Source organism: Cryobacterium sp. TMT2-42-4 (assembly GCF_004402645.1).
GTDB lineage: Bacteria > Actinomycetota > Actinomycetes > Actinomycetales > Microbacteriaceae > Cryobacterium > Cryobacterium sandaracinum.
This window is the reverse complement of sequence record NZ_SOFT01000022.1, coordinates 59688-82306: the sequence shown is the minus strand read 5'-3', so window position 1 is coordinate 82306 and position 22619 is coordinate 59688. Positions and strand designations below refer to the sequence as shown.

General features: G+C 68.0%; 20 protein-coding genes and 2 pseudogenes. 10 read left to right on the top strand and 12 right to left on the bottom strand.

Annotated features, from left to right (window positions below; translation table 11 throughout):
* Nucleotides 1-16: 16 nt before the first annotated feature.
* Nucleotides 17-481 carry a methyltransferase gene (locus E3O18_RS06945; protein ID WP_134417787.1) on the bottom strand — a complete coding sequence of 155 codons (465 nt, stop codon included), beginning with the start codon at nt 479-481 and terminating at the stop codon, nt 17-19.
* 220 nt (nt 482-701) lie between these two features.
* A pseudogene (locus tag E3O18_RS16770) lies at nt 702-899 on the bottom strand (HNH endonuclease signature motif containing protein); the annotation flags it as partial.
* Between E3O18_RS16770 and E3O18_RS16510 the strand changes: the two are divergent.
* Nucleotides 879-1337: a hypothetical protein gene (locus E3O18_RS16510; RefSeq protein WP_241978137.1), complete on the top strand. Its 459-nt coding sequence runs from the start codon at nt 879-881 to the stop codon at nt 1335-1337. The pseudogene E3O18_RS16770 and the gene E3O18_RS16510 sit on opposite strands and share 21 nt — an antisense overlap.
* 43 nt (nt 1338-1380) lie before the next feature.
* On the opposite strand, the gene E3O18_RS06935 is transcribed toward E3O18_RS16510, so the two are convergent.
* On the bottom strand, nt 1381-2331 hold the full coding sequence (locus tag E3O18_RS06935) for a transglycosylase SLT domain-containing protein (protein ID WP_134417786.1): 951 nt from the start codon (nt 2329-2331) through the stop codon (nt 1381-1383).
* 288 nt (nt 2332-2619) lie between these two features.
* On the opposite strand from E3O18_RS06935, the gene E3O18_RS06930 reads away from it, so the two are divergent.
* The 3 genes from E3O18_RS06930 to E3O18_RS06920 are packed head-to-tail and all read left to right on the top strand — an operon-like array spanning nt 2620 to nt 5118.
* Entirely contained in the window at nt 2620-3435 is an 816-nt protein-coding gene (locus tag E3O18_RS06930) for an alpha/beta fold hydrolase (RefSeq protein WP_241976667.1), read from the top strand.
* Nucleotides 3436-3444: 9 nt separating this feature from the next.
* On the top strand, nt 3445-4884 hold the full coding sequence (locus E3O18_RS06925) for a glycosyltransferase family 2 protein (protein WP_134398217.1): 1440 nt from the start codon (nt 3445-3447) through the stop codon (nt 4882-4884).
* Nucleotides 4885-4890: 6 nt separating this feature from the next.
* Nucleotides 4891-5118 (top strand): hypothetical protein, encoded by a 228-nt coding sequence (locus E3O18_RS06920; RefSeq protein WP_134398216.1) that lies wholly within the window; start codon nt 4891-4893, stop codon nt 5116-5118.
* A gap of 18 nt (nt 5119-5136) precedes the next feature.
* Here E3O18_RS06920 and E3O18_RS06915 read toward each other — a convergent pair whose 3' ends face one another.
* Entirely contained in the window at nt 5137-6087 is a 951-nt protein-coding gene (locus tag E3O18_RS06915; RefSeq protein WP_198410622.1) for an arginine deiminase-related protein, read from the bottom strand.
* A 5-nt stretch (nt 6088-6092) separates the two neighbouring features.
* Nucleotides 6093-7124, bottom strand: a complete 1032-nt coding sequence (locus E3O18_RS06910) for an ornithine cyclodeaminase (RefSeq protein ID WP_134417785.1) — start codon at nt 7122-7124, stop codon at nt 6093-6095.
* 138 nt (nt 7125-7262) lie between these two features.
* Between E3O18_RS06910 and E3O18_RS06905 the strand changes: the two genes are divergently transcribed.
* Entirely contained in the window at nt 7263-7556 is a 294-nt protein-coding gene (locus E3O18_RS06905; protein WP_134417783.1) for an Lrp/AsnC family transcriptional regulator, read from the top strand.
* Nucleotides 7557-7728: 172 nt separating this feature from the next.
* Here the strand turns inward: E3O18_RS06905 and E3O18_RS06900 are convergent, their stop codons facing one another.
* On the bottom strand, nt 7729-8970 hold the full coding sequence (locus E3O18_RS06900) for an alkaline phosphatase PhoX (RefSeq protein ID WP_241978136.1): 1242 nt from the start codon (nt 8968-8970) through the stop codon (nt 7729-7731).
* 173 nt (nt 8971-9143) lie between these two features.
* Between E3O18_RS06900 and E3O18_RS16765 the strand changes: the two genes are divergently transcribed.
* The 3 genes from E3O18_RS16765 to E3O18_RS16500 are packed head-to-tail and all read left to right on the top strand — an operon-like array spanning nt 9144 to nt 12612.
* The gene (locus E3O18_RS16765) at nt 9144-9698 is read left to right on the top strand and encodes a hypothetical protein (protein WP_134417782.1); all 555 of its coding nucleotides are present in this window, start codon (nt 9144-9146) and stop codon (nt 9696-9698) included.
* Nucleotides 9698-11695: an ATP-binding cassette domain-containing protein gene (locus E3O18_RS06890; RefSeq protein ID WP_241978135.1), complete on the top strand. Its 1998-nt coding sequence runs from the start codon at nt 9698-9700 to the stop codon at nt 11693-11695. The genes E3O18_RS16765 and E3O18_RS06890 overlap by 1 nt, the downstream gene beginning before the upstream one ends.
* Nucleotides 11692-12612, top strand: a complete 921-nt coding sequence (locus E3O18_RS16500) for an ECF transporter S component (RefSeq protein WP_241978134.1) — start codon at nt 11692-11694, stop codon at nt 12610-12612. Before E3O18_RS06890 ends, E3O18_RS16500 begins: the two co-directional genes overlap by 4 nt.
* Here the strand turns inward: E3O18_RS16500 and metH are convergent.
* Both metH and E3O18_RS06880 read right to left on the bottom strand, forming a co-directional pair.
* A pseudogene (gene metH, locus E3O18_RS06885) lies at nt 12500-16104 on the bottom strand (methionine synthase). The gene E3O18_RS16500 and the pseudogene metH sit on opposite strands and share 113 nt — an antisense overlap.
* Nucleotides 16105-16186: 82 nt before the next feature.
* On the bottom strand, nt 16187-16513 hold the full coding sequence (locus E3O18_RS06880) for an antibiotic biosynthesis monooxygenase family protein (protein ID WP_134394531.1): 327 nt from the start codon (nt 16511-16513) through the stop codon (nt 16187-16189).
* Between the two features lie 114 nt (nt 16514-16627).
* Between E3O18_RS06880 and E3O18_RS06875 the strand changes: the two genes are divergently transcribed.
* The gene (locus E3O18_RS06875; RefSeq protein ID WP_134417781.1) at nt 16628-17260 is read left to right on the top strand and encodes a histidine phosphatase family protein; all 633 of its coding nucleotides are present in this window, start codon (nt 16628-16630) and stop codon (nt 17258-17260) included.
* A gap of 42 nt (nt 17261-17302) precedes the next feature.
* Here the strand turns inward: E3O18_RS06875 and E3O18_RS06870 are convergent, their stop codons facing one another.
* Together E3O18_RS06870 and E3O18_RS06865 are read right to left on the bottom strand one after the other, a co-directional pair.
* Nucleotides 17303-18847, bottom strand: coding sequence for an alkaline phosphatase D family protein (locus E3O18_RS06870; RefSeq protein ID WP_134417780.1), 1545 nt, complete (start codon nt 18845-18847; stop codon nt 17303-17305).
* A 32-nt stretch (nt 18848-18879) separates the two neighbouring features.
* Complete coding sequence (locus E3O18_RS06865) at nt 18880-19722, bottom strand: NAD(P)-dependent oxidoreductase (RefSeq protein ID WP_134394534.1); 843 nt, start codon at nt 19720-19722, stop codon at nt 18880-18882.
* 102 nt (nt 19723-19824) lie between these two features.
* Between E3O18_RS06865 and E3O18_RS06860 the strand changes: the two genes are divergently transcribed.
* A complete protein-coding gene (locus E3O18_RS06860; RefSeq protein ID WP_134417779.1) occupies nt 19825-20775 on the top strand; it encodes an FAD-dependent oxidoreductase in 951 nt (316 codons plus the stop codon).
* A gap of 120 nt (nt 20776-20895) precedes the next feature.
* On the opposite strand, the gene heR is transcribed toward E3O18_RS06860, so the two are convergent.
* Together heR and E3O18_RS06850 are read right to left on the bottom strand one after the other, a co-directional pair.
* Nucleotides 20896-21681: a heliorhodopsin HeR gene (gene heR, locus E3O18_RS06855; protein ID WP_134417777.1), complete on the bottom strand. Its 786-nt coding sequence runs from the start codon at nt 21679-21681 to the stop codon at nt 20896-20898.
* Nucleotides 21682-21739: 58 nt separating this feature from the next.
* Nucleotides 21740-22597 carry a hypothetical protein gene (locus E3O18_RS06850; protein WP_134417776.1) on the bottom strand — a complete coding sequence of 286 codons (858 nt, stop codon included), beginning with the start codon at nt 22595-22597 and terminating at the stop codon, nt 21740-21742.
* Nucleotides 22598-22619 lie beyond the last annotated feature (22 nt).

Genomic DNA, 22619 nt, shown 5'->3' with positions numbered 1-22619 from the left:
CGATTGGTTCACCACGTCACGGCTTCAGCCGGCCCACCCCGGGGAGGAAGCGGCCGGCGCGGGCGCCGTAAGCGGCGTAGTCCGGTTGCTCGGCCACGAGCATCCGCTCTTCCCAGCGCGCCTTGCCCGCCAGCAACAGCACGAGGGCGAGCCAGGCTACGAGATGCCAGACCGATGCGCCGAGCAGCACGAGCCCCAGGCCGCCGATCATCAGACCGGTGTAGATGGGGCTGCGCACGAGACCGTATACACCGGTGGTGACCAGCGGCGCGTGCTCCCGCGGAATCGGACTCGCGGTGAGGGCCGGTCCGAGGCCGAGCACGGCGAGCACGGCGAAGACCGCGCCTACGACAGCGAGCACGATCGCGGCGACGACAACGGCGAGGTTCGCCGGCCACAGTGTGCCGTGGGGAAGGAGGGCCAGCGCCAGGAGCAGCAGGAACTGGGCCGACACCAGGGCAATTGCGAGCGCACGCTTCATGGCTTGAGGCTACGCCCTGGGCTCGCGTGAGCACGAGAGGGAGCTTCCGCAGACATTGTGACCCTGAACGCCGGCCCGAGAAGGGCGGTGGGTCGTCGACGGCGCCCGGAGGCTCGAAGGGTATTGCCGGATCGGACCTGTAGTGGAGACCGCTGGGCGCAGTCCAGTGGAGCTCGCCGCCCGGCGACTGGGTCACCGTCCAGTTGGTTTGTGTCTTCAACCGGTGGTCGGGCGCACAGAGGCTGGCGAGGTTGTCGTACCGAGTGATGCCGTCTTCTCGCCATTCGTGGCTGTGGTCCATCTCGGCGCGGGCCGCCGGTCGGTTGCAGCCGGCGAATCGGCAGGTTTCGTCTCGAATATCAAGGAGCCGTCGGAGGTCCTTCGGTACCCGGTACTGATGTCGGCCGACCGACAGCATCACGCCGGTCTCGGGATGGACGAGAATGCGGGTAAAGCTCGGCGCTCCGGCCGCCAGTTCCCGGGCCGTCTCGGGGTCGATCGGCCCGCACCCCTCAAGGTGACCCGGCTCGTCGCCGCGGCCGAGGAGGGTGAGCACCGGCACCGGCACCGGCACCGTCACGTTCACGGTGGCGCGGATGCCCCGGCCGAGCCCCGCGGGGGTGACGCCGTCGACTACCAGTGCCGCGAAGGCATCCGCTCTGAGCTGGGCCAGGACGCTCATTCTGCGAGCGAGGGACGCCGCGTCGCCGGACGTCTCGGCCGTCACGACGCCGAGCACGCCACCGTCGTCAAGCTGCTTGACGTCGAAGTTCTGACGGTCGGAGTCCTCGATGTCGCTGAGATCGGCCAGGTTTTCCATACCCCAATTTTGGCACTGATGAAATCCCAGTTCTAGTAGCGCGCCGCAAATGTGCGCTACTTTTCGAAGATGTTGACCATCAATACCAGCCCGAGGCCACCGACTTGTTCCACGCTCCACAGGGGTCGCCGTAGCGCTCCGCGATGTAGTTCAGACCCCAGGAGATCTGGGTGGCCGGGTTGGTCGCCCAGTCGGCGCCGGCCGAGGCCATCTTGCTGCCGGGCAGGGCCTGCGGGATGCCGGTGGCACCGCTCGAGGCGTTGTAGGCGTTGACGTTCCAGCCGGACTCCTTGTTCCAGAGGCTGACCAGGCATCCGAGCTGGTCGGCGCCCCAGCCGTACTTGGACGCCATCATGTCCCGGGCGATCGCCTGGGCTCCGCTGGGGTTCGTGGGGGCGGCGGGGCGGGGCGGTGCCGGGGCAGGAGCGACCGGCTTCGGTGCTGCCGGCTTCGGAGCCGCCGCCTGGGCAGCAGCCTGCGCCTGGGCATCCGCGGCAGCCTGAGCAGCTGCGGCAGCCGCTGTGGCAGCCGCAGCCTGCTCCGCGGCGAGGCGATCGGCCTCAGCGGTCGAGGCCTTCACGACCTCGGCTTGGGCAGTGACCTGCTCCACAAGATCGAAAACTCGCTCGGGGGCCAGAAGCGTGTACTCGCTGAGCGAGGCGACGGTGCTCGAGAGGGCCGAGACATCCGTCTTGCCCTGGGCCGCCGCGATCACGCCGGTGGCACCGGCAAGGGTGGTGCGGGCGCTCGCGGAGGCGTGGGCCGGGACGACTCCCTCGAGACTGCCTGCTTGCTCGGGATGAGGGCCGGTGGCGGCTGCCAGAGCCGCGGTGGCAATGATGCGTTTCTTTTGCTCGGCCTCGGCAGCCTGCGACGCAGACTGGGCGGAGAATCCACTGCCCACGATGGCGCCGACGGCGATGACGGCACCGGCCACGAAAAGGCGACTTCGTCCACGCCGGCGACGCGTTTCCTGATGGCGGGTGAATCCGATGTCGGTGCCGATTGCGGCTGCCGCACGGATCGGCATGGCGTCCGATTCAGGTTTTGAACTGGGGAAAAGGTCGGACGAAGGGGAAGACGAGTCTGAGTTTGGCATAACTTTCACAGGGCGAAGCGCGCGCGCGGCTGCGCTCACGATTCTTTTTTGACGTTCCACGGTCGGGGATCCGGCCGGGCGAAGTTTCAAGACTGCCCGGAATTTCTGGACGTATCCTCATTTTAAGCTGGCAGAGTGCTGGCAAAGCGGGGTGGCGGGATTGCTCAAGAGTTGATCTGGTGGGCCGAAATCCGGATGGTCGTGATGCAATGGTCCGTGATGTCACAACGCACCGCACCACCGCACCGCTTCGTCTATTCGGCCGATGGAGTCAACCTAGCCACCTACGAATTCGGAGATTCGAGCGCCCCCACCGTGCTCGCCGTGCACGGCTTCGCCTCCAGCGCCGTCGCCAATTGGCACGTCACCGGCTGGACGCGCGATCTCATCCGCGCCGGCTTCCACGTGATCGCGATCGACCAGCGCGGGCACGGCCTGAGCGACAAGCCCCGCTCCCCCGCCGACTACACGATGGAGGCGTTGGTCGACGACGTGTTGCGGGTACTCGACGCCTACCTGCTCGACGAGGTCGCCTACGCGGGATACTCCCTCGGCGCCCGCGTGGGCTGGCAGGCCGCCCGCGAACTGGAGGGACGCATCTCGCGGGCCGTGCTCGGCGGCATACCCGACGGTGACCCCCTCAAACGCTTCAAGGTCACGGATGCCCGCGCTCATATCGAGCACGGCACCGAGGTCGCCGACCGCCTTACCGGCGCCTACCTGACCATGGCCCGCGCGCTGCCCGGCAACGACCTCAAAGCCCTCGTGGCCCTCGTCGAGGGAATGCGCGGCGGCCCCCAACCCGGCGCGGACAACGCGCCGACGCAGCCCCTGCTCTTCGCCACCGGGACCAAAGACAGCATCCTCGAGGCCTCCAAGGCACTCGCCGCGGCCACACCGAGCGGAGAATTCTTCGAGGTCCCCGGGCGCAATCACTTCAACGCCCCGACGTCACGCGCGTTCCGGGAGGCGGCGATCGAGTTCTTCCGCAGCGGAAGCAGCAGCGGGAGGGTCGAGGTTCCCCTGCTCTGCTAGTCTGCGCTCATGGGGGCAAAGACTTTCGATCGCGGCGTCGGCGTCGTCATCGGGCTTGTGGCTGGAGGCGCAGCGGCCCTCCTCTGGTTCGTCGTCGCCGCCGGAACGCCGACGGCGGGCGAAATGCCCTCCCAAGGGCTGCTGCTCGGAATGTGGCGGGTGCTTTATGATTTGGCGGCACCGACGCCGCGGGTCATCCTCGGCGCCGTTGCTCTGGCTTTCCTCTTCGCCGCAGGAATTGCAATGCTCGAACGAGGAACGTCCAGCAAGGCCCGTCGATCCTTAAACCAGCGCACCACGCCCCTCTCGGCGGGAGTCGTAATGGCACGAACGCGCGGAGTCTTCGCCGGCGCCGTGACCGTCACCGTTCTGGTGCCCGCGCACAACGAAGAGGCTTCGATCTTCGCGACACTCTCATCGCTGCTCGCCCAGTCGCACCGCCCGGAACGCGTCGTGGTCGTGGCGGATAACTGCACCGACGGGACCGTCGACATTGCCCGATCGCTGGGGGTGGAGATCTTCGAATCTCGCCGGAACACATTCAAGAAAGCCGGGGCACTTAATCAGATCCTGAAGGTGCTCCTACCGGGCCAGGGCGACAACGACCTCATCATGGTCCTGGATGCCGACACACGTCTCGACGACGGCTTCTTGGAGGCCGCCGTCGGTCGCTTCACCAGCGATCGTGCGCTGATGGCGGTCGGTGGGTTGTTCTACGGCGAGGAAGGTTCCGGGCTTCTCGGTCAGTTCCAGCGCAACGAGTACATTCGGTACTCCCGTGACATTCGCCGTCGCCGGGGCCACGTCTTCGTTCTCACGGGCACCGCTTCGCTATTCCGGCCCGCCGCCTTGCGTACGGTGGCTGAAAGTCGCGGCGACACGATTCCCGGTGCCAGCGGGGATGTCTATGACACGGCTGCGCTCACGGAAGACAACGAGCTCACCATTGCCCTGAAGTCGCTGGGCGCGCTCATCATCTCTCCCTCGGAGTGCACGGTCGTCACCGAGGTAATGCCAACCGTTCGCACTCTGTGGGTGCAACGTCTGCGCTGGCAACGGGGCGCGTTGGAGAACATCGGGGCGTACGGCGTCTCACCGTCCACCTTCCGGTACTGGGCCCAGCAGTTGGGCCTGGGCTACAGCGTCATCGCGCTCAGCGCGTTCCTGCTGCTCGTGCTCGTGACGCTTCTGGCGATCGATTCGTGGGTTTGGTTTCCGTTCTGGCTGGGCCTCGGTCTCGTTTTCATCGCCGAACGTGTCGTGTCGGTCTGGGCGGGCGGCCGACGGGCACGCCTGCTGGCGCTTACGCTTTTCCCCGAGCTGATCTTCGATGTGTTCCTCGACCTCGTCTACGTCAAGGGGATCATCGACATCACCCTGGGCCGGCAGGCACAGTGGGGCCATGTCGTCCACTCCGCACCCCACGACGAACTGCGAAGGGTGGACTGATCCATCATGGTTGGTGCTCTCCCCGCCCTGGTTCCGGTCGGAATCCTCCTTCCGTCAACGGTGCTTCAATCGGACGAATTCGCCATCCTTGCGGCGTTCGTCGCCATCAATACGGTCATGTTCGCCGCACTCGCGGTTGCGAAGATCCTCCCGAAGGTGCACCCCACGGACTGGTTTCGCGGACGCAACCGCCGGGCTGCAACCAGGAGCATCCATCCGGACGAACGCCTCTAGCGTGGAACGCCTGAGCTCTCAGGCGGCAGCGGCCGCCTGAGAGGTGAGCGCAGCACGACGGTCGAGGTGGATCCCGGCGAGCATGCACCGCACTGAGCCGCCGGCGAGTTCGATCGTGGGCACGTCAAGCGGCAGGATCGCGCAGCTCTGCTCGATGATCCGGCGCTGCTCGGCAGTCAGACTGCCGAGGGCGCGGCGGGAGAGCGCCAGCATCCGTCCGTTCCGGCCGTGCAGTTCGATCGCGTTGCCGGCGTAGTTGCGGATCTGATCGCGGTCGAGGGCGATCACCTGACGATCCTGCGCGGCCAGGCGCTCCACGACGTGGCTGCGCCGGGCCGGCGACTCGATCAGGTCGAGACCGACCAGGGCAAAGTCCGTGGCGATGCACATCATGACGTTGGTGTGGTAGATCGGCGTGCCGTTCTCGTCAGACGCGTCGAAGACGATGGGCTCGTAGCCGAAGTTGGTGCAGAACCGTTCGAGCGCGATCGGGTCGGCCCGCCGCGACCGGGCCACATAGGCGATGCGCGCCGCATGGTCGAGAACCATGGCGCCGGTTCCCTCGAGGAAGACGTCGTCAAGTTCGAGACCGGAGTAGTCGACGACATCCTGCACGCGGTAGCGCTGCTTGAGCATCTCGACGATGTCACCCCGACGCTCGGTGCGCCGGTTCGGCGCGTGCATCGGATAGAGCGCCACGTGACCCCCGGCGTGGGTCGAGATCCAGTTGTTGGGGAACACGCTGTCGGGGCGGCCCGGCCCGTCGTCATCGAACAGGTGCACCGCGATGCCCTGCGCCTCCAGGGTGCCTGCTACCTGGGTCACCTCGGCGTAGGCGGCCTCGGCCACCAGGGCGGCGTCGTGCCCGGCGTCCCGTGACTGGAAAGCGTTGTCATGGGCCGTCTCGGGGTTCGGCGAGAAGAAATGTGGCCGGATGAGCACCACGGCCGACGGGGCCTGCACGGACACCGGGGTCAGACGAGGACGGGCGCGCCCGCGGTGACCAGACCGAAGAGGTCTTTCGGGTCATCGGGGTCGGCGACGAGGTCGATGTCGGTGTAGAACGAGGTCTGGTCGACGGCATCCTGCAGGAAGCGGAGCGCCGAGAAGTCCTCGATGGCGAAGCCTACGGAGTCGAAGACCGTGATCTGCGCTGCCGAGGTGCGGCCGGCGGCCTCGCCGAGGAGCACCTGCCAGATCTCGGTGACCGGGAATTCGGGGTGCATCTGCTGGATTTCGCCCTCGATACGGGTCTGCGCGGTGAATTCCACGAAGACGTCGGCGCGGTGCAGGATGCCCGCGTCGAGCTCCGTCTTGCCCGGGCAGTCGCCGCCGATGGCGTTGATGTGCACGCCGGGGCCGACCATGGCGTCGGTGAGTACGGTGGCATTCGCCTTGTCCGCGGTGCAGGTCGTGATGATGTCGGCACCCGTCACGGCATCCGTCGCCCCGGTGGCGACCAGGATCTCGAAACCGAGCGGAGTCAGGTTGCGCACGAATTTGGCGAGGGCATCGGGATCGGTGTCCCAGACGCGGAGCCGGTTGATGCCGAGGAGCCCGCGAAAGGCGAGCGCCTGGAACTCCGACTGGGTGCCCGTGCCGATCATGGCCATGGTGTGGGCGTCGGAGCGGGCCAGCGCGCGGGCGACCATGGCCGAGGTCGCGGCGGTGCGGAAGGCCGTGAGCACGGTCATCTCGGACCAGAACGTGGGGTAGCCGCTCTGCACGTCGGCGAGGACGCCGAAGGCGGTGACGGTCTGCAGGCCGCGCGACGGGTTCGACGGATGGCCGTTGACGTACTTGAAGCCGTAGGTGACGCCGTCGCTCGTGGGCATGAGTTCGATCACGCCGAGCGGTGAGTGGCTGGCCACGCGCGGTGCCTTGTCGAAGGTAGGCCAGCGGCGGAAGTCCCGCTCGAGGTACTCGACCATGTCGGTGAGGATGCGTTCCACACCGGTCGCGGCGGCCCACCGGTTGATGTTTCCTACGTCTACAAAGCGCACCACGCGCGTCTCCCCTCGTTCAGGGTTACAACACTATGCGTGGGCAATGTGCAGCCGCCATTCGATTATTGCCGCATTCTGCCCAGGTGACTATGCATTATGCCGGCTGGATACATACACTATGTGCAATGTATCCCCTTGATGACTCGACCGCCGCCTGCTCTCCGCCCTCCGCGTGAACGCCGCGAGCCCGTGGCCAGCCTCGCCCGCGACCTCGGTGTCACCCGGTCCACGGTCGACAGCAGGCTCGAGAGGCTGACCGATTCGGGAACCGTCGTGGGTTTCGGCGTGCGGATCAGGGAGGACCGCGACCCGAACTCGATTTGGGCGATCACCCTGATCGAGGTTGAGGGGCGCGCGAACACGAAGGTGATCCACGCCCTTCGCGGCTTTCCGGAGGTGAAGGCCCTGCACTCGACGTCGAAACCTCCCTGATGGTGCGTGGACGCACGTCCGTCGACCGGATGCGGGAGGTGGAGGCAGGCTACCGGGAGGTCAGCCGGGAGCTGACGCCGCCGGATCGGAGCACCGAGCCCCCAGCAAGACCATGCTCGACGGCCTCGCGCGGCTGACCTCGGCGCGGCAGGAGCCTGCCGCCGGGGTGGGGCTAGTCGCGCGTGATCTTCCAGATGCCGTCGGCGAGGTCCTTGTCGGGGTGCTGCACCGTAGCGAACAGCTCCTTCGGGTTCTTGCCGAAGTAGATCCCGGTGGTCTCGGCGCCTTCATCCGTCAGCGAGGCGAAGAGCTCGACGCTGTCGGACGCTCCGTCGTGGTCCCGGTCTTTTTCGGCCCGGAAGATGTCGCTGAAACTGTTGTCTTCCGTGATCCAGAGGGCGCCATCGGGGCCCTCTGCAAGGTTGTCCGGGTTGTTGAACCCGCTGACCCCGGCGGCCTTGTCCTCGACCGGCACGTTCACGCCGGCCTCGACGAAGCTACTGACGGTGAGCTTCGAGAGGTCGATAGCGACCACGCGCTCCTCGGACGTGTTGGCCACGTACAGGGTCTGGCCGATGACCTCGACGTCTTCCGGGCGACCGAATTCGGTGGCGCTCACCGCGTTGGCCGCGGCATCCGCGTCGACGCGCACCTGCGCCTGGTCGAGGGCCACCCATTCGAAGGCGCCCACCTTCTCGGTGAACGTGGTCTGGTTCCACTTTTGAGCGGCATCCGTCAGCCCGGTGATCTTGAGGGCGTGCATCTGGCCCTGGGAGAGGTCGCCGCGAACGGTCGGCACGAACTTGAAGATTGAGCCGCCATTGAGTTCGTCGATGACGATGACGGACCCGTCGGCCGTGACGTCGATGCCCTCGTGACGTTGGGCTCCGAGCTCGGTGCGCTCCTCGATACGCTCGACCGTGGTCGGGTCGTTCTTCGCGAAGAACAGTTCGAAGACCTTGCCGCCGGTGGTCTCTTCCGTGACGAGGAGGCTGCCCCAGGGAGTCCAGCGGATGCCGTCGAGACGGTTCCAGTCCGCGCGCTGCGCGATGACGCTGACCGCACCGGTCTTCAGGTCGGTCACAGAGACGGCACCGTTCGAGCCGACCTCGTAGGTGTTGTAGAGGTAGCGGCCGGCCTGGGCACCGGTCTCGTTCTGGGTATTCATGTCATGCAGGTCGTCCACGCCGGGGTAGACGTCGAGCACGGTTTCGTCGTGCACGAGGGTCTGGGTGAAACCCTCCGGGAGCAGGTACGGCTGGGTCCAGTCGGTGCTGCCCATGCCGTAGGCGGAACCGGCGAGAGGCACGAAATCGAACGGGCCGGTCGCGGCGAGCGCGGCAGGGGCGATGCCGACGACTGCGGTGGCAGTGGCGGTGGCGGTAAGGGCAAAGACAACGATCTTCTTGCGCAAGGCGCGACTCCTTCATAGGGGGTAGGTACAACGCCATCGAATCTATGAGCCTCAAGCTGACGCCCGGAGGTCTCCCGGTCTCCAGCCGGTGTCGGCCCGGTGAACACTCGGTGCCCCCGTCTCGGCGCGTGACAGAAACCAGACTTCACCCGCCGCTCGGTATTCTGGAGCACATGAAGCTGACAGCACTGGCCACCCTGATCCTGGTGGGAGCGCTGGCCTTGAGCGGATGCACCACCGGCGCACCCGAGACCGACACCACCCCCGCCGCCTCCTCCGCCACCGCCACCGCCTCCGCCACCGCCGCTCCGGCCGACGGGGCCTGTGCCGGCGTGAGCGTCGTCGTCGACTTCGGCGCGCTCGACGCCCCCGAGATCAGGGATTGCGTCGCCACCGCCACCGCCGAGACGATCGCGGCCAGCACGGTCCTGGAGACCGCCGGTGTGGCAACCGAGGGCACCGCGGAGTGGGGCGACCAGGTGGTCTGCCGCGTAAGTGGCCGCCCGGCCGCCGACGAAACCATCGACGTGGCCGGCGAAACCCCGTTCACCGAATCCTGCGCGTCCATGCCCGCCGCCGCCGCTTACTGGGCGCTCTGGGTCAAGCCCACCGCCGACGCGGAGTGGGAGTACGCCGAGGAGGGCCTCGGCAGCCTCGAACTGGAACCAGGCCAGTCCGTCGGCCTTGTCTTCACGACCGGCACCGAGACGCCCACCCCCGGAAGCTAGTGCTGCGCTTCCGGTTTTCCCCCCTGCGCTCGGCGGCGTTGCTCGCCGGAGCGTTCGTGGGCATCCGCGTGATCTACCGGGTGGCCTTCGGCGGGGCATCCGGCGGTGGCCTGTTGCTGCTCGACCTCCCGCGCCTGCCGCTCGATGGGCCGTTCAACCACATTGCGCTGTTCGGGCCCGTCACGACCGGAGGCCTCGGCAATGCCGCCCTGAGCGCGCTGCCCTTCGCTCTGGTGATCCTCGGGTTCGGTGTGCTCAACGCGCTCGTCGACGTGCGCCGCTTCTTCGCCCGCGGCGCTAACCGGGGCCCGCTGCGCGCCCTGTCGCGGTCGCTCGTGATCGCCTGGGCGACGTTCCCGGCACTGATCGACGCGGTGCGCCGGGTGCGCACGGCCGGTGCGTTGCGCGGCGAACGGTCGGCACCGGCCCTGCTGGTGCCGGTCTTCGAGCAGACCGTGGAACGGGCGCTCGGCCTTGCTGCGTCCATGGAGTCCCGCGGGTTCGCCGCCACCCGGGCGGCAGCCGGCGGGTGTGAGAAGCCGGTCGTGATGACGGATGCCGCACTTGGCTTCGAGGGTGAGCGCTGGCACCTCGAGGGACTCACCCTCGACCTCGCTCCCGGCACGCTGACCGTGATCGTCGGTCCGACCGGATCGGGAAAGACCAGCCTGCTGCACAGCATGAGCGGTCTCTTCCAGCACTTCGCCGATGGCACCCAGCACGGCTCGATCGAGGTGGGCGGCGCCGATCGCGCCGCCACTCCCCCGCGCGAAACGGCCGGCTTCGTCGGACTTGTCACCCAGAACGTGCGGCTCTCCTTCGTGGCCGAAACCGTGCCGGACGAGATCGGCTTCGCCCTCGCGGTGCGCGGCATCGCACCGGTCCTCGTGGAGCAGCGGGTGCGCGAGGTGGCCGAGCGGCTGGGGATCGAGCATCTGCTCGGCCGCGGCACCTCGGAGCTCTCGGCGGGCGAGGCCAGTCTCGTCGCCATCGGCGCCGCCCTGGTCGACCAGCCGATCCTGCTGCTCGTGGACGAGCCTCTGGCCGATCTCGACACCCCGGCCCGGGAGCGGGTGGTGCAGGTGCTCGACCGCCTGGCCCACGAGACCCAGGTCTGCGTCGTGGTCGCCGAGCACAACACCCGGGAGTGGTCGAATGCGGCGGATGCCTGGCTCGAGCTCCGCGGTGCGCGCGTGCATGCGCTCGGCCCGGGCGAGCGGCCGAGTGCGCTGGTCGCGGCACAGCAGGCGGCACAGCGGGCGGCACAGCAGGGTCAGAGCACCCTGACCACCCCCGGCACCGGGCCTGCGGGACCGCTCGCGAGTATCCGTCACCTCACGGTCCTGCACGGGAGCGAGCGGGCGGTCGACGATGTGTCGCTGGACCTCTACGCGGGCGACCTGGTGGCGCTCGAGGGTCGGAACGGCGCGGGCAAGAGCAGCCTGCTGCGCGCGATCGCCCTCTCGGCGACGCGAGGCAGCGTACTCGTGGCCGGGCGGGACGTGGCGCAGCTGCGCCCCCGATACCGCCGCACGGCCGTGGCCCTGGTACCGGAGAATTTCGACGATCTACTCTTCGCCGTCACGGTGGCCGAGGAGTGCCGCCGGGCCGACCGCCGGCTGAAGACCCCGGCCGGGAGGAGAACCGGGATCGGGACCGCGCTCCGGTTCGCGAACCTGCTCGGGCTCGGCACCGTGGCGGAGGCGGCGCACCTGATGCGGCGGCATCCGCGGGACCTCTCGGCCGGCGAACGCCTCTGCCTCGTGATGGCCATCCAGCTGGCCGCCGAGCCGCGGGTGCTGCTGGTGGACGAACCGACGCGCGGCCTCGATCCACAGGCCCGGGCGCTCGTCGCCGCCGCGCTAGTGCGCGCCTCGAGTGACACGTCGGCGGTCCTGTTCGCCACCCACGACCGCGACTTCGCCCGCTCCCTGGCGACGAAGACGGTCATCATGGCCGCCGGCCTGCTCACCGAACCGGAACCGGTGCGGTCATGAGGCGCACCGGCGGGACGGGCTGGACCGCCTGGGTGCTCGGCGGCGGCAGTATCCTCGCCGCCGCCGGCTTCGCCTGGCCGTTCTTCGCCTCGGCGCTGCCGGAGAACGCCCAGGCGGCCGCGCCGGTCGTGGCCTTCGCGCTCGTGCCGGCCCTGATCGTGGCCCTCGCGCTCACCCTCGACGGGGAGATGTACACGGCCAAGACCGTGGCCCTGCTGGGGGTGCTCTCCGCGGTCGGCGCCGCCGTGCGCATCGCGGGCACCGGCGTCGGCGGCGTCGAGGCTGTGTTCATCCTGCTGATCCTGGCCGGTCGCGCCTACGGGGCCCGCTTCGGGTTCCTGCTCGGCCTGCTCACCATCGCGGTGTCCTCGGCCCTGTGGGGTGGATTCGGCCCGTGGACCCCGTTCCAGATGTTCGCCTGCGGCTGGGTGGGAGCCGGGGCGGCGCTGCTGCCGCGCATCCGTTCCGCACCTATCGGCGCGGCCCGCCTCGAGATCGCGATGCTCGTGGCCTACGGCATCGTGGCGTCCTACCTCTTCGGACTGGTGATGAACCTCTGGTTCTGGCCGTTCGCGGTGGGCTCGGGCACCGACATCTCCTATGCGGCCGATGCCCCGCTCGGCGAGAACCTCGCCTCCTTCGCCCTGTACACGCTCGTGACGTCGACCCTCACCTGGGACACCGTGCGCGCCATCACCACGACGGTCGGGATCGTGCTGGTGGGCCCGGCCGCACTGGCCGCGCTCCGGCGAGCGAAGCTGGGCCGGCCGGGCAGGGCCACCCGACCACCCCAGGCCGAACCGGCTACACCGAGAAGTACTTCGCTTCCGGGTGGTGGAACACGAACGCATCCGTCGACTGCTCCGGGTGCAGCTGCAGCTCCTCCGACAGCACCACACCCATCCGCTCGGGCCTGAGCAGTTCAACCACCGTACGGCGGTCCTCCATCTCGGGGCAGGCCGGGTAGCCCAGCGAGAACCGGGCGCCGCGGTACTCGAGCTTGAACATGCCGGCCAGTTCGGCCGGGTCTTCGGCACCCAGGCCGAGCTCCTCCCGCACCCGGGAGTGCCAGTATTCGGCCAGCGCCTCGGTGAGCTGCATGGTCAGCCCGTTGAGCTCCATGTAGTCACGGTACTTGTTCTCGGCAAAGAGCTTCGCCGTGACCGTGTCGACGTTGGCTCCGCCCGTGACCAGCTGAAGGGCGACGACATCCGTCTGGCCGGATTCGCGTGGGCGAAGGAAGTCCGCCAGGCACAGGTGCCGGTCGCGCCGCTGCCGGGGGAAAACGAATCGCAGGCGTTCGGAACCCACGGGGCCGCCGGAGCCGCCGTCGGGGGCGAGCAGGCCGGCGACCCCCAGCACGCCCGACAGGTCGTCGCCGTGGTGCAGCACGACGAGGTCGTTGCCCTCGCTGTAGGCCGGGAAGTAGCCGTAGGCGACGGAGGCGTCGAGCATACCCTCGGAGAGGATGCGGTCGAGCCAGTAGCGCAGCCGGGGTCGGCCCTCGGTTTCCACCAGATGCTGGTAGCTCTTGCCGTCGCCGCGGCTGGGCTTCAGACCCCACTGCCCCATGAACGTGGCCCGCTCGTCGAGGAACGCGGAGTACTCGGCCAGCGCGATCCCCTTGACGATGCGGGTGCCCCAGAACGGCGGAATGGGCACGGGGTTGTTGGCGACCACATCGGAGCGGGCGGGCATGGCGTCCGGCTCCGTGACGGTGAGCAGGCTGCGCTTGTGGATGCGCTTTTTGAGCGGCGGCAGACTCACGGATGCCGGGTCGGCGCCCCGCGCGACGGCGACCAGCGGTTCCATCAATGCCAAGCGCTCGAAGGCATCCCGCGCGTAGCGCACCGTGCCGTCGAACGATGCGGCAAGGTCCTCCTCGACGTAGCAGCGGGTGAGGGCCGCGCCGCCGAGCAGAATCGGCCATTTGTCGGCGAAACCGCGGGACTCGAGCTCGAGCAGGTTCTCTTTCATGACCACCGTGGACTTCACGAGCAGCCCGCTCATACCGATGACATCGGCGTTGTTCTCCTCGGCGACCCGGATGAACTCGGCAATCGGCTGCTTGATGCCGATATTGATCACGTCGTAGCCGTTGTTGGTGAGGATGATGTCGACGAGGTTCTTGCCGATGTCGTGCACATCACCGCGTACGGTGCCGAGCACGATCGTGCCCTTGCCGGCCGCTTCAGATTTCTCCATGTGCCGCTCGAGCAGGGCCACGGCGGCTTTCATCACCTCGGCGGATTGCAGCACGAACGGCAGCTGCATCTCGCCGCTGCCGAACCGGGCACCGACGACCTGCATGCCAACGAGCAGGTGCACGTTGACAATATCGAGGGCGCTCAACCCCCCGGCACGGGCGAGGTCAGCCTCGAGCCCCTTGACCTCACCGTCGATGATGCGTCGTTCCAGGCGTTCGCCCACCGGCAGGGCGGCGAGCTCGTCGGCGCGCTCGTCTTTCAGGGCGGCGGAGTCGACGCCGGCGAACAGGTCGAGCAGGGCCACCAACGGGTCGTAGGTGAGGGTGCCCTCGGCGTCGTATTCGCGGCGGTCCCAGACCAGGTCGAGCGCCACCTTGCGGCGGTCGGCGGGCACCGAAGCGAGCGGCACGATTTTGGCCGAGTTCACGATGGCCGAGTCGAGGCCCGCCTCCGTGGCTTCGTGCAGAAAGACCGAGTTGAGCACCGAGCGGGCCGCGGGGTTGAGCCCGAAGGACACGTTCGAGACGCCGAGCGTCGTGTGGATGCCGGGATACTTCGCCTTGATCTGGCGAATCGCGTCGATGGTCTCGATGCCATCGCGACGGGTTTCTTCCTGGCCGGTCGCGATGGGAAAGGTCAACGCGTCGACGATGATGTCCTCGACCCGCATGCCCCAGGTGCTCACGAGGGTGTCCACCAGACGGGTGGCGATGCGCACCTTGTGTTCGGCGGTGCGGGCCTGGCCCTCCTCGTCGATGGTCAGGGCGATCACGGCCGCGCCGTGCTCCTTGACCAGCGGCATGATGCGGCCGAACCGCGACGTGGGCCCCTCGCCGTCTTCGAAGTTGACCGAGTTCACGACCGGACGCCCACCGATGAGTTCCATGCCGGCCTGCAGCACGGCCGGCTCAGTGGAGTCGACGACGAGCGGCAGGGTCGAGGCGCCGGCCAGTCGGGAGAGGACCTGCTTCATGTCGGCGACTCCATCGCGACCGACGTAGTCGATGCAGACGTCGAGCAGGTGAGCGCCGTCACGCACCTGGCTGCGGGCGATGTCGACGCAGTCGTCCCAGTTTTCAGCAAGCATGGCATCACGAAAAGCGCGCGATCCATTGGCGTTGGTACGCTCTCCAATGGCCAAAAATGCGCTGTCCTGGTCGAAACTGACGTGCTGGTACAGACTCGCGACACCCGCGTCCTGTTCGAGGGTGCGGGGTTTCACCGTGACACTACGCAACCTTTCGACCACGGCGGTCATGTGCGCGGGCGTGGTGCCGCAGCATCCGCCGACCAGGCCCAGCCCGAACTCCTTGACGAACTATTCGTGCGCCGTGGCCAGCTGTTCGGGGGTGAGCGGGTAGCTCGCACCGGTGGCGGTCAACTGGAGCAGGCCGGCGTTGGGCATGCACATCACGGGCACAGGCGAATACTTGGAGAGGTGGCGGAGGTGCTCGCTCATCTCGGTCGGGCCGGTGGCGCAGTTGAGGCCGATGGCGTCGATGCCGAGCGGCTCCAGGGCCGTGAGCGCCGCGCCGATTTCGCTGCCCATCAGCATGGTGCCGGTGGTCTCGACCGTGACCAGGGCGAAGATCGGCAGCCGGATGCCCGTCTCAGCGATCGCCTGCTTACACCCGTTCACCGCGGACTTGGTCTGCAGCAGGTCCTGGGAGGTCTCGATCAGGAAGGCGTCGGCGCCGCCGCGGATGAGACCGTGCGCCTGTTCGGCGAACGTCGCCTTGAGGTGGGCGTAGGTGGTGTGGCCGAGGCTGGGCAGTTTCGTGCCGGGGCCCATCGAGCCGAGCACCCAGCGCATTCGGCCGTCACGGGCCTCGAAGGCCTCCACGCTCCGGCGGGCGATTTCCGCTCCCAGCCGGGCGAGCTCTTCGATGCGGTCTTCGATCCCGTAGTCCGAGAGGTTCGACAGTTCGCGCCGAAGGTGTTGCTCTCCACCGCGTCGATGCCGGTCTCGAGGTAGGCATCGTGGATGGCTTCGATCATGTCGGGCCGGCTGACGTTGAGGATCTCGTTGCAGCCCTCGAGCTGCTGGTAGTCCAGGAGGGTGGGATTGTGCTCCTGCAGCATGGTGCCCATGGCGCCGTCGGCGATGACGACCCGGATGGCCAACGCATCGAGCAGAGCCAGGGACCGGACCGGGCGCACGGCGTCGAATTGCGTGGCGTCGTGTGCACGGGGTTCGCTCATCGGCCCAGCTTAACCGGGCCTCTCGCCGCGCGGCTGCGTGTTACGCGCCGTGGCCTCGGGCACCGCAGCGGACGCGACTGCGTCAGGCCGTCGAGCCGCCGGCGATCTCGTAGGACCACAGCTCGCTGCTGATGCCCACGGGCCGCGCCGGCGCCGCACCATCGGTGGGGTCGTCGCCGCGGTGACCCTGCGCGAAGGACGGCGAGGTCAGCCAGGCCTGGAAGGACTCTTCGTCGGCCCAGCGGGTGACGACCAGCCAGGTGCTGCGGTCATCCGTGGGCTTGAGCAGTTCGAAACCCTCGAAACCCGGTCGGTCGTCGACCGCACCGGCTCGGGCGGCGAACCGGCGAGCCAGCTCGTCGCCGTTGTCGCCGGGTACCGTGATGGCGTTGATTTTGACGATCGTCATGGGGTTTCTCCCTCTCGTGGATGCACTGCCTGCTCCCCCCATGCTGTCACCCTCGGCTGCGAAGACCTCACCCTGCGGACGCTCGCCGACCGCGATGCCTATGCTGGGGGCATAATGCGACTCTTCCTGATCCGCCACGGCCAGACGCCCGCGAATGTGCTCGGCCAGCTCGACACCGCTCACCCCGGTCCCGGCCTGACCGAGCTCGGGTCCCGGCAGGCCTCGGTGATTCCGGATGCCCTGCGCCTCGAGTCCATCGACGTCATCTTCGCGTCGACGCTCGTACGCACCCAGCTCACGGCCGAGCCGCTGGCGACCGCGTTGCAGCTCGACGTTCAGGTGGCCACCGGGCTGCACGAGATCGAAGCGGGCGCGCTCGAGGGACTCAGCGACCGGGCATCCATTCGCACCTATTTTGAAACCGTGCTGACCTGGGTCACCGGGGACCTGACAGCCAGGATGCCTGAAGGCCTGGACGGGAACAGCTTCTTCTCCCGGTTCGACGCCGATATCGCGTCTGCCGCCGCCGGTGCCGACACGGCGGCGGTGTTCAGCCACGGCGCGGCGATCCGCGTGTGGACCGCGGCCCGCGCCAGCAATGTGTCGCCCCTGTTCGCGGGCACGACCGACCTCGAGAACACGGGGATGGTCGAGTTGTCCGGCTCTCCCGAAGACGGTTGGACCCTCGTGTCGTGGGCCGGCCTCAGCGTGGGCTCACCGGGCGGACCGCAGCTGCTGGCGCTCTAGGTGCACCAACCAGCTACCGGCCCTCAATACCGAATACAACTTTCATCGGCCGAGCGTTGCGTCGCGGCGCGGTGCCACCGTGATCGCGGCGCGTTCCGTGACGGTCGGGTGAGCCGGATCACCGCCATCGACGACTCCGGACGCCCAGGAGAGCCGCAGCCCATCGGGGGTGTCGGCGACGGTCGCCAGGCAGTTGTCGAACCAGGGCCCGATGATGCCCGACCAGTGGAACGGCGGAGGAGGAACCCCCACCGACCGGGACAGCAGCGCGCTCAGCCGGGTGGACATTCCATAGGAGAGGACGGCGGAGACGGACCGCAACAGGATGGGCAGCGGGTTGCGAATCGGCGAACAGACGGCCTGGATGATGCGATTGCCCGAGGTGCGGTCCAACTCCGACACGTAGGAGTAGTGCACGTCGCCCGACAGGAACGTCACGGGCTGCGGAGCCGCGCCCCGTTTGCCGTCAGCGACGTCGGTGATGATGTCCGCCACGCCCGGTGGGAGCAGGAACGGCAGGGAGGTCGCCACCACCAGGTGCCGGAACCCGCCCTGCATCCGTTCGTCAAACCAGGCCGTCTCCTGCTCGTCCACCAGCGCCCGCCGCCGGGGATCGAGTTCGCGCGCCGCGCGGGAGTCGAGGACGATCAGTCGGTCCTCACCCAAGTCGCGGCAATAGCTCCACCGGTAGGTGGTCGGCTCCCGGTCGCACCGCTCGGCGAACCCGTCGAGCACCGAGCTGAGGTCGAGTTCTTCGGCGCCGTCATGCGTCTGGATTGCCTGCCACACCTCGTCGTGGGCACGCTCCCCGGGTGAGAGATTGCCCAGATGCTGGTAGACCCAGTACGAGGCCAGCCCGGCCACGATCCGTCCGTGCCACCAGGACGTGGCTTCCATCCGGCGCTTCCAGCTGAGCGACGCATTCCAGTCGTCGCGCACATCGTGGTCGTCGAAGATCATCGCGACGGGCACGGTGGCCAACAGCCATCGGTTCGCCGTGTCCGACCAGGCCAGGTTGTAGAGGTGCGCGTATTCCTCGAAGTCCGCCAGCTCTTCGCCGGGCGGCTCTCTGATGTCGCGGCGATCGCGGATGAACTCCTGCATCGCCTCACTGGTGAGGTCGGCGTAGACCTGGTCGCCGAGAAACAGCATCAGGTCCGGCCAGGAAAGGATTCCGTCGCCCTCCGCCATCTGCAGGGCGTACGCCCTGAGGGCATCCACCCCGTGCGTGCGCGTGCCCTTCTTGTCGTGGGGCACGCTGGTGCGGCAGGATCCGAAAGACAGCCGTAGGGGTGCGCCCGGCGTCAGCGTCGTGATGACGGAGGCCGGGTAGACCGAATCAGCCGGGGGCCAGACCTGTGCCCCGTCGATTGACACGGTGTAGGGCGTGACGGTGCCCGGTCCCAGGCCGTCGACGTGCACCAGCGCGTAATGGTGGCCGTGCACGGCGAAGGTCCGCGCCGTCCACGATCGGTTCCCGGCGTCGACCCCGACGGATGCCGTGCCCCGGGTCTCGACCCAGATGCTCGCCGAAACCGTGTCCACGTACCGCAACATGGGACCCAGCACGAGAGGTGTCGTCGTCATGCCACAGTTCTACCGCTCCCTCCGGGCGATGGCTACACGTGGTCGCGCCAGCTGTGCTCCGGTGCGTAGCCGAGCATCCGTCGGGCCTTGTCGATGGAGAGCAAGGTGTCGTTCTCGCCGACCTCCCGGAGTTCGACGCCGGGGAAGACCTCGGCGGCCAGCTCGGCGTTGGGCCGGCTCATCACCGTGTCGGCGGCGGCGATGATGAACGTCTCGAAGCCCGGCTTCGCGTTCTGCAGCGCCCGCAGCACGGCCTGGGCGCCGTCACGGCCGTCGATGTAGCCCCACAGGTTCCACTTGCGCAGGGTGGCGTCGGCGTCGAAGGCGGGAAAGACCGCGTAGTCCTCCGGGTCCTTCACGTTGGAGAAGCGCAGGGCCGTGATGCTCAGTTCGGGATCCCACCGGGTGAGCTGGATCGCCATCTGCTCCTCGAGGTGCTTCACCAGCGAGTACGTGCTCTCGGGGCGGGCCGGGTACTCCTCGTCCACGGGAATGTAAGGCGGGTCGATGTCGAACGGCAGACCGAGCACGGTCTCGCTGGACGCATAGACCAGCTTCGTGATGCCCGCACGCCGGGCCGCCTGGAAAACGTTGTAGGTGGAGAGGATGTTGTTGTGGAACGTGGCCACGTCGGGAACCAGGCCAGGGGCCGGGATCGCGCCCAGGTGCACGATGGCGTCGAACCCGCTGTGCCGGTCGTCAATACCGAGGACCGCGTCGACGACCTGGCCGTAGTCTGTGAGGTCCACGACCACCAGGTCATGGCTGCGGGCACCGTCACGGTCGAGGTTCAGCACCTCGTGACCTTCGGCGACAAGGTACTTCACGACGGTCCGGCCGAGCTTTCCGCTTCCACCTGTGACAACGATCTTCATGCGGGACTCCTCTTCATGGTCGGCGAGCTGCTGCATCCGTGCCGATGTCGGCGGCGGTGGCAACAAGAACAAGCGTACGACTGCGTGCACTAGCCTCCAGACATGCAAACGTGGGATGTCGTCGTGGTCGGTGCCGGTGTGTGCGGGCTGACGGTCGCCCAGAACCTTCAGGAGCGCGGCCGTTCGGTGCTGCTCCTCGACAAGGGCTCCCGTCCGGGCGGTCGACTGTCCAGCCGGCCCCTCGACGGCCGGCTGCTGAACCCGTCCGTCGACACGGTTCGCAGCCACGACCCTGAGGTGACGCAGGAGATCATGCACCGAACGGGCGCCCGGTTCACGCCTGTGACCGAGGGCCGCGCGGACGGGGCTTTCGACGAGCCCGCGGGCGACATCGCCAAGCGGTGGGCGGCCGGCACGACGCTGCGGAGCACCGTCGTCACTCACCTGGTCGTGCAGGAGTCCGGGCTCATCCACGTGGTGCCGCACGGCTCCGGGGCACCGTTCGCCGGCCGGGCGGTGGTTCTCACCGCACCGGTTCCGCAGAGTGTGAAGATCCTGCGCGGAAGCGGGCTTCTCGTGGCTCCCGAGCTGCACGAGGTGACCTACGACAAACGGGCCGTTCTGCTCTGCGTCGTCGACGGTGGCGCTCAGGGTGATCTCCCGGGTCACCTCGTGGGCCGGTCGACTCCCGACGGCGTCATCGAGGCGGTTCGGGTCAGGCACCGGGACGACGCCGGCCAGCTCTGGCTCGAGGTCTTCGCAAGCCCGCAGTGGACCGAGGCGACCTGGGAAGCCGACGCCACATTCGCGCAGGCGGCGCTCCTGTTCGAGCTGATCCGCCTGCTGCCCGGAGCGCCCGTCGTGGATTCGGAGCTCAAGCGCTGGCGGTACGCGAATGCGGTGGAGTCGGTGCCTGATGCCACGTTCTCCCGCCGCGCGGACCAGCCGGGCATTTTCGTGGCGGGAGACGGTTTCGGGCGGCTGCACGGGCATCCGTCGGGGGTCTCCCGTGCCGTGCGCTCCGGGCTGGACGTGGCCCGGGCGCTCACCTAGCCCGCCTGGGCCCGGCGCCCGCATCGGTCACGGCGCACCGTGTAGAAGCAGGCGCACGTTCTGCCCTGCGCCCACTTCCACACCCTGCGCCACGAGCCTCGTTACCGGCCAGGCCTCGAACTAGAGCAGCACGCCCCACAGCACCTGCCCGGTCAGCAGCGTGGTGCCGAGCGTGACGAGGGCGATCTGGACGATCTCCACTCGGTGCGGATGCGCCCACGCGCCGTCGCCTGTCCGCCCGAGCCACGCGTTGGTCCAGACCAGGGCCGCCACCGCGAGCAGCGAAAGGGTGACGGTGCGCACGAAAAGTTCGGGCACGTCACCGCGAACTCCGGCGCCGATCTGATAGAACGCGATGATTCCCCACGGCACGATGCCCACCATGGCCCCGAAGACGAAGGGCCGAAGCGAGCCGCCTGCCGGTTCGCGCTCCGTGAGGGCGAGGAAGAGCGTGGCACCGGCCGTGACGGCGTAGAGCGCCACCAGCGTGCCCACCTCCGTGACGCCGTTGAGCTGGGCGACCAGGAACACGGTGATCGCGGAGACCTGCGAGTACTCGACCCAGCGCAGCGGGTTGCGTGCGGCGGCCAGACCGCGCCGGTAACTGCCGGCGAACGTCGGGGTCACGGCGGCGAGGCGCAGGAACCCGGAAAAGGCGAGCAGGATGGCGACGGCTACCCCGAGGTTCACGGCGGCCAGGTCGACGACCTGCGGTTCGGCCTGGGAATCCACCGACCCGCCGGGGAAGCCGGCCGTGACCGGCAGCAGCACCGGGGCGCTCTGGGCCAGGACGACCACGGAGACCAGAACGGCCTGTGCCAGCAGGAGGAGGCCGACGACGAGGTTCACGGCGCGCAGGCGGGTGAACCGGGCATCCGTCATAATGTTCTCGGGTGCCGTCGTCATCATCTCAGAATACCGGCGCGGGTCCGCCGGGCCTCCCTCGAAGTCCGTGTCGAACCAGCTACTGCACGGCGAGGAAGACCGGATCGCCGCCGATGTAGGACACGCCCCACAGGCCGGCCTCCGGACCGGTCGCGGGCACCTCGATGATTACGTTTGCGGTTGCGGTGGCATCCGTATAGAGATCAGCGACATCCGAAAGCTGCCCATCCATCGAGACGAATCCGCCGTCGTACGACCGACCATCCGAGGACACATACGTGAAGTCGAGACTGAAGTTCGGGTTGCCGGATTCCGCTCCGATGTACTTCACAGTAGCGGGTACGATCGCGTACGCATTTCCCGGCTCCGGGTCCGGGTTGAACTCGTTCGCAGCTTTCACCTGATCCGTCGCGTTCAACGTGGCCGCACCAAGCGTGACCTCCCACGTCGGGGTGCCGAACTCCTCAATGGTCACCGTCGAACCGACGGGGGCCGGGTTGGCACGGGTGCCCACGTCGCCCGCCTCGACGGGTTCCGCTGCGTCGTCGGCTGCGGCTACGCCTGGTTCCGTCACGCTGGATTCGCTCTGGATCGCGTCATCGACGGCGGTGATGAAGGCCGCCGCATAGACGATCGACATGATGATCGCCACGATGATGGAGATCAGCGAAACAGCGGTGCCGGAAATTGCGACACCCCTCGACCTTCCTTTGCGGAAGATGGCGATGACGCCGAGGACCAGGCCAACAAAGCCGATGAAGCCGGCCACCAGGCTGATGGCCGGAATGAACGCGAACAGCAGCGCGACGAGACCGACGATCAGAGCGGCGAGGCCGAGACCGTTGCCGGACTTCTTCACCGGCATCGGGCTTCCAGGGACGTGGGGCGGGACGGGGGTCTGCTGTGCCGGGGCTGCTGGCGGCTGTGAAATGGACATGTGCAATACGCTGCCATAGGGA